At 72.2% G+C, this 6,348-nt stretch carries 6 protein-coding genes; 3 read left to right on the forward strand and 3 right to left on the reverse strand.

What is annotated here, in order from left to right:
- Window positions 1–124: 124 nt before the first annotated feature.
- From CU044_RS03005 to CU044_RS03015, 3 genes are all read right to left on the reverse strand, one after another.
- Window positions 125–526 carry a DUF3040 domain-containing protein gene (locus tag CU044_RS03005; RefSeq protein WP_129766861.1) on the reverse strand — a complete coding sequence of 134 codons (402 nt, stop codon included), beginning with the start codon at window positions 524–526 and terminating at the stop codon, window positions 125–127.
- Between the two features lie 387 nt (window positions 527–913).
- Window positions 914–1,630, reverse strand: a complete 717-nt coding sequence (locus tag CU044_RS03010; RefSeq protein ID WP_129766871.1) for a methyltransferase — start codon at window positions 1,628–1,630, stop codon at window positions 914–916.
- 230 nt (window positions 1,631–1,860) lie between these two features.
- Complete coding sequence (locus tag CU044_RS03015; protein ID WP_129766862.1) at window positions 1,861–2,400, reverse strand: SAV_6107 family HEPN domain-containing protein; 540 nt, start codon at window positions 2,398–2,400, stop codon at window positions 1,861–1,863.
- Between the two features lie 158 nt (window positions 2,401–2,558).
- Here CU044_RS03015 and CU044_RS03020 point away from each other — a divergent pair, with 158 nt between their 5' ends.
- The 3 genes from CU044_RS03020 to CU044_RS03030 all read left to right on the forward strand — a co-directional run bounded on the left by CU044_RS03020 (window position 2,559) and on the right by CU044_RS03030 (window position 6,212).
- Window positions 2,559–3,410, forward strand: coding sequence for an ATP-binding cassette domain-containing protein (locus CU044_RS03020; protein ID WP_240045303.1), 852 nt, complete (start codon window positions 2,559–2,561; stop codon window positions 3,408–3,410).
- A complete protein-coding gene (locus CU044_RS03025; RefSeq protein WP_129766864.1) occupies window positions 3,382–5,538 on the forward strand; it encodes a YhgE/Pip domain-containing protein in 2,157 nt (718 codons plus the stop codon). Before CU044_RS03020 ends, CU044_RS03025 begins: the two co-directional genes overlap by 29 nt.
- Before the next feature lie 65 nt (window positions 5,539–5,603).
- The gene (locus tag CU044_RS03030) at window positions 5,604–6,212 is read left to right on the forward strand and encodes a TetR/AcrR family transcriptional regulator (protein WP_129766865.1); all 609 of its coding nucleotides are present in this window, start codon (window positions 5,604–5,606) and stop codon (window positions 6,210–6,212) included.
- The last annotated feature ends 136 nt before the right edge of the window (window positions 6,213–6,348 follow it).

Raw genomic sequence — 6,348 nt, forward strand, 5'->3', positions numbered from 1 at the left:
CCCGCGCCGGAGGACGGAACGGCCCCCGGAAACCGAAACCGGAAACCGGAAGCCGGAAACGACCGAGGGGCGAACGCCTGACGCGTTCGCCCCTCGGTCGTACTGTCCACTGGCCCTGTTCGTGTCACTGGCCCTGTTCGTCGCGGCGGCGCTGCCACCGCTGCTCGATGCGGTTCATCATCGAGCGGCGCTGTCTCGATTGTGCGGGCGCGGGGCCGCCGGATGGGCCGCCCGCCGCCTGCTGCTGACCTGGTTTGGGCGCTTTGCGCCAGCCGGTGACCGCCAGGACCGCGCAGCCCAGCATGACGAGGAATCCCACCACGCTGATCCAGATCTGCTGGGCGACCATTCCGGCCATGAGGAGCGCGATACCCACCAGGAAGCCTGCGACCGCCTGGTAGACCCGTCGCCGGGTGTACGTACGCAGCCCGCTTCCCTCAAGCGCTGTCGCGAACTTGGGATCTTCGGCGTACAGCGCTCGCTCCATTTGCTCGAGCATTCGCTGCTCGTGCTCCGAGAGCGGCACGGAGTCCTCCTAGTCGTCGGTCGCGGGGGGCGACCGGTATGCGGCTCCTTCAAGGATAGGCAGGGAATCGCCCCCGTGAAACCCGCCCTCAACGCCAATTCGCCATTCCGGGCCGCCATGTCGGCTCGGCCGCTGAGGCGTTGATTCCCCAACCATCGATCCGTCATGCCGGATGGTGTACACCGATCATACGGCGCTTGGCGCCCCGCTGGGGGGCCTGTGGCGTACTCCATGTACGGCTGCGTGGCTGATCAGCCACGCGATCAGCGCCCCGGACGGGGTCCGGACGGACTCCGGACGGCCCAGGACGGCTCCACGGCGGCTCCAGGACGGCTGCGGGGCGGCTCCGGAATCGCCCGGGACGGCTCCGGAACCACGGAATCCGCGTCAGTCCCGCTTCTCGCCCAGGACATGCAGCTGGGTGGCGATGGAGTGGAAGGCGGGCAGTTCGGCGGCCGCCGCTTCCAGCTGGAGCAGCGCGTCCAGGGCGCCCGGCTGGGTGTCCACGAGCCCGCCCGGGACCAGGTCCGCGAAGACCCGTACACCGTGCACGGCGCTGATCCGGAGACCGGCTCCGGCGGCCAGCTCCGTGAGCTGCTCCGCGGTGAAGCGCCGGGGCACCGGGTCGCCGCCGCCCCAGCGGCCCGCCGGATCGGTCAGTGCCTGCCGGGCCTCGACGAAATGCCCGGCGAGCGCCCTGGCGAGCACGGCGCCGCCCAGACCGGCGGCGAGCAGGCTGAGCGCCCCGGCCGGGCGCAGCGCCTCCACGGCGTTCCGTACGCCCTCGGCCGGATCGTCCACGTACTCCAGGACGCCATGGCAGAGCACCGCGTCGAAGCCGCCGCGCTCGACCACGTCGAAGAGGCCGTGGATGTCGCCCTGGACCCCGCGGACGCGCTCGGCCACTCCGGCCTCGGCCGCCCGGCGCTCCAGCGCGAAGAGCGCGTTCGGGCTGGGGTCCACCACGGTCACGCGATGACCCAGACGGGCGACGGGCACCGCGAAGTTGCCCGTACCCCCTCCGGTGTCGAGCACGTCCAGGACGTCGGTGCCCGCCACCTTGGCGCGGCGGCCGAGGGCGTCCTTGAGGACCTCCCAGACCACGGCGGTACGCAGGGAGCCGCGGGGGCGGGAGGGCGTCTCCCCACCGGTAACAGGGGAACGGTCCGACACGGCAGTTGACTCCTCGGAGCGGTGCCGCCCCTGGTGGGGGGCGTGAACGGTGCAGGCTCCGCCCACCCTATTGCCTGGGGCGCGCCCGCAGAGTCCCGCCCGGCCCGCCCCGCGGGCGGACGGCGCCGCTCCGACGGCACGCTACGGACCGCACGTCCCGGTCACCCAGCGGCATCGCCCTGCCGGGGGTGTTCCGCGCGGGGCTGGGGCAGGACGGGTTCGAGGACGAGCAGCCGCTCCACCAGGCGCAGGAACATGCCCGCGTCGCGCAGCAGATCGTCCGCGTCACGTCCGGTCGCCGCGCCGGGTATGCCCGCCTCGGCGCGCGCCCTGCGCGGGGCGCCCGAGGCGAAGAGAGCGCTCCATTCGGACAGCTCGGGCGCGATCTCGGTGAGGACCTCCCAGGCGCTCCTGATGCGCCGCCGCCGCTGCGGAGTCGTCTCCGGGCGGCCACGGGCGGCGAGCACCGCGGCGGCGGTGCGCAGGGCGGCGAGATGGGCGGTGGCGTAGCGCTCGTTCGGAGTGTCCAGCGCGGCGGCCTCGTCCAGGCCCGCATGCGCCTGGGCGAGGAGGTCAAGGGCTGCGGGCGGGGCCGTGGCCCTGCGCAGGACGGGGTGGACATCGCTCGGCGGACCGGTCAGGGCGGGGGCAGGGCCGTCTGTACGGCGCCGACGTGCGGCACCGGCGTAGGAGCTGGCCATGACGGAACCTCCTGTCGTCGTGTGACGGTGCTGTAGCCGTATGTGTCCATGGTGAGGGGCACCACTGACAATCGGCCCTGACCTGCGACTTTGCCTCGCACACCGGTTCGGAGTAGCTTTTGCACTGACCAGTCAGTACAAAGAAATCGAGGCGCCCCGTGGACAGCCGGGAACGCGTGGAGAGCCGGGAACACACAGACGACCGCGAACCCGTGGACAGCCAGGAGCACGCGGAGAGCGAGCGGCACGCGGAGAACCGGCGGACCGATGCGGACGGCGCGGCCGTCCTCGCCGAGGACCTCGGGCTCAAGGGCGCGCGCGGCTGGGCGTTCCGTCATGTCCACCTCGACGCCGCCCCCGGCACGGTCGTCGTGATCGAGGGCCCCTCGGGCTCGGGGCGCACCTGTCTGCTGCTCGCTCTCACCGGCCGTATGCGCCCCACCGAGGGCCGGGCCGAGATCGCCGGGCTGCCCCTGCCCCGCGCCATGGCGGCCGTACGACGGATCAGCGGCCTCGGCCCTGTCCCGGGCGTCAGCGATCTCGATCCGGCGCTCACCGTCGCCGAGCATCTGCGTGAACGCGCGCTGCTGCAACGCCGGTTCGGCGGTTCCCCGCGCTCCCTGCTGCGGCCACGCGCCCAGCGGGCGGCCGAGGCCCGGGACCGTATCGACGCCGCGCTCACCGCCGCCGGGCTCGACACGGCCGCCCTGCCCAAGGGCGAGCGCACGTCGGTGCGCGACCTGGAGCGGCTGGAGGCGCTGCGCCTCTCGGTCGCCCTCGCGCTGATCGGCCGGCCCCGGCTGCTGGCCGTGGACGATCTGGACCTCAAGCTCTCCGACGCCGACCGCGCCGCGGCCTGGCGGCTGCTGCGGTCCGTCGCCGAGGACGGCACGACCGTACTCGCCGTGTGCGGCCAGGCCCCCGGGGACCAGGACGCGGACACCGTCATCATCCGTACGAACAACGAGGAGGGGGCGGCCGATGCGCTCGCCGAAACTGGCCGCGCTTGAGCTGAAGCGCTTCGGCAGGGGCAGGCTCCCGCGCGCCGCGCTCGTCGCGATCCTGCTGCTGCCGCTGCTGTACGGCGCGCTCTATCTGTGGTCGTTCTGGGATCCGTACGGGCGGCTCGACCGGATCCCCGTCGCGCTCGTCAACGACGACAAGGGCGCCACCGCGGCGGGCCGGAAGGTCGCCGCCGGTGACGAGATCACCCGGGGCCTGCGCGAGAGCAAGGTCTTCGCCTGGCACGAGGTGAGCGCGGCCGAGGCGCGCGAGGGCGTGGAGGACGGTTCGTACTACCTCTCCCTGACCATGCCGGCCGACCTCAGCGAGCGGATCGCGTCCAGTTCCGGCGACGCGCCCGAGACCGGCGCGCTCCAGGTGCGGACGAACGACGCCAACAACTACATCGTCGGGCAGATCTCCAGGAGCGTGTTCTCCGAGGTGAGGACCGCCGCCTCGACCAATGCCTCCCGCTCCTTCCTCGACCGGATCTTCATCTCCTTCTCGGACATCCACGACGCCACCGCGAAGGCCGCCAAGGGCGCCGACGAGCTCAAGGGCGGTCTCGGAAAGGCCCAGAAGGGTTCGCAGGACCTCGTGGACGGGCTGAAGACCGCGAAGGAGGGCAGCGGGGACCTGGCGGGCGGGCTGAAGAAGCTCAGCACGGGCGCGAGCGATCTGGACACCGGCGCCCAACAGGTCGCCGCCGGCACCCAGTCGCTCGCCGACAAGATCAACTCGATGGCCGGGAACGTACGTCCGTACCTCAAGGACAACGGGAAGACGATCGGCGATTCCGCGCGTCTCGTGGCGGATTCCTCCCAGTCGATACGGGACAACCTCGGGCTGCTCGTGAAGGCCGCGCCCAGCGCCGCGACGAAGGCCCGCCTGGCCTCCGACGAGCTGAACTCCCTCTACGGGCAACGCTGCGAGAACGCCCCCGCCGCCCCCGCCGCCCCTGATCGCGCCCCCGGCACAAGCACAAGCACAGGCACCGCCGCTCCCGGCCCCGGTCCCGACCCCAGCGCCTGCCCGTCCCTCAAGCGCGCCAAGACCGCCGCCGCGGACGTGGCCGCCGTCGCCGATGACGTCAACACCCTGGTGAAGAACAGCAACGGCGATCTGACGGCGCTGGACGGCCGGCTCGCCACGCTCCAGAAGCAGGCGAAGGCACTCGCCGAGCACGCGCCGAAGCTGGACGACGACCTGGAGACCGCCGTCACCAAGATCAACGCACTCAACACCGGCGCGCGGAAGGTCGCCGAAGGAGCGGGCCGGCTGCACACCGGACTGACCGACGCCAAGAAGGGCTCCGCCACGCTCAACACCGGTGTCGGCAAGCTCAGTACCGGCGCGGACACCCTCGACGGCGGGCTCTTCAAGCTCGCCGACGGATCGGCCGAGCTGGCCGGAGGGCTCAACGACGGCGTCGGGAAGATCCCCGACTACGACAAGACCGACCGCGACCGGCGGACGGACGTGATGGCCGACCCCGTCCAGCTCGCCTCGCGCTCGCTGCACGCCGCGCCCAACTACGGCACCGGCTTCGCCCCGTACTTCATCCCGCTCTCCCTCTGGGTCGGCGCGATGGTGGCGTACATGCTGATCCAGCCGCTGAACCGGCGCGCGCTGGCCGCCGGCGCCTCGGCCTGGCGTATCACCCTCGCGGGCTGGCTGCCCGTCGCCGCGATCGGACTGCTCCAGGCCGGCGCGCTGATCTCCGTGCTGCACTGGGCCATCGGCCTGGAGATGGCGCGCGCCGCCGGAACGGTCGGCTTCCTCGCGCTGGTCACCTGCTGCTTCACCGCGATCGTCCAGTGGCTCAACGCCCGCTTCGGACCGGCGGGCCGGATCCTCGTGCTGGCGCTGCTGATGCTCCAGCTGACCTCGGCGGGCGGCACCTATCCCGTCCAGACCAGTCCGGGCTTCTTCGGCGCCATCCACCCCTTCCTGCCGATGAGTTACGTGGTCGACGCGCTGCGCAGACTCATCTCGGGCGGCGGACTCGGCCCCGTGTGGCAGGGCTGCGCCGTGCTCGCCGCCTTCACCGCGGGCGCGCTGGCGCTGACCGCCCTGTCCGCGCGGCGCAAGCAGGTATGGACACTCGACCGGCTGCACCCCGAGCTGAGCCTGTGAGCGCGGAGGACATGCGGCAGGCGCGGAGGAGCTGTGACAGCGCGGGACCTGTGACAATCGTCGCCATGGACAGCAGCAGCACCCGCCGCCAGGCCACCCGGCAGAAACTCTACGAGGCGGCGGTGACCCTCATCGCCGAACAGGGCTTCTCGGCGACGACGGTGGACGAGATCGCCGAACGCGCCGGGGTCGCCAAGGGCACGGTCTACTACAACTTCAAGAGCAAGACGGAGCTTTTCGAGGAGCTGCTGCGGCACGGTGTCGGGCTGCTGGCCTCGTCCCTGCGGACGGCGGCCGACACCACGGCGGAGCGCGGCGGCAGCAGGATCGAGGCGCTGGACGCGATGATCGGGGCCGGTCTGGTCTTCATCGACCGCTATCCCGCTTTCACGCAGCTGTACGTCGCCGAGCTGTGGCGGACCAACCGGGCCTGGCAGTCGACGCTGCTGGTGGTGCGCCAGGAGGCCGTCGCGGTCGTCGAGAGGGTGCTCGTGGAGGCCGTCGAGGGCGGTGAGCTGAGCGATGAGATCGATGTGCCGCTGACGGCGGCGGCGCTGGTCGGGATGGTACTCGTGGCGGCGCTCGACTGGCAGGCGTTCCAGCCGGAGCGGTCGATGGACGATGTCCACGCGGCGCTCTCGCGGCTGCTGCACGGCCGGGTCGGCGGACGCTGACGCCCGTACGCGCACCGCGTACGTACGCGCGCCGGTCCGGTGAGGCCGCATCCCCCTGAGCCTCGCCGGACCGGCGCGTTCCCCCGTACCCCGTATTCCCCCGGCACCCCCCCCCGTACCCCCGTCCCCCTGTCCC

The organism is Streptomyces sp. L-9-10 (genome assembly GCF_004151105.1).
Classification (GTDB): domain Bacteria; phylum Actinomycetota; class Actinomycetes; order Streptomycetales; family Streptomycetaceae; genus Streptomyces.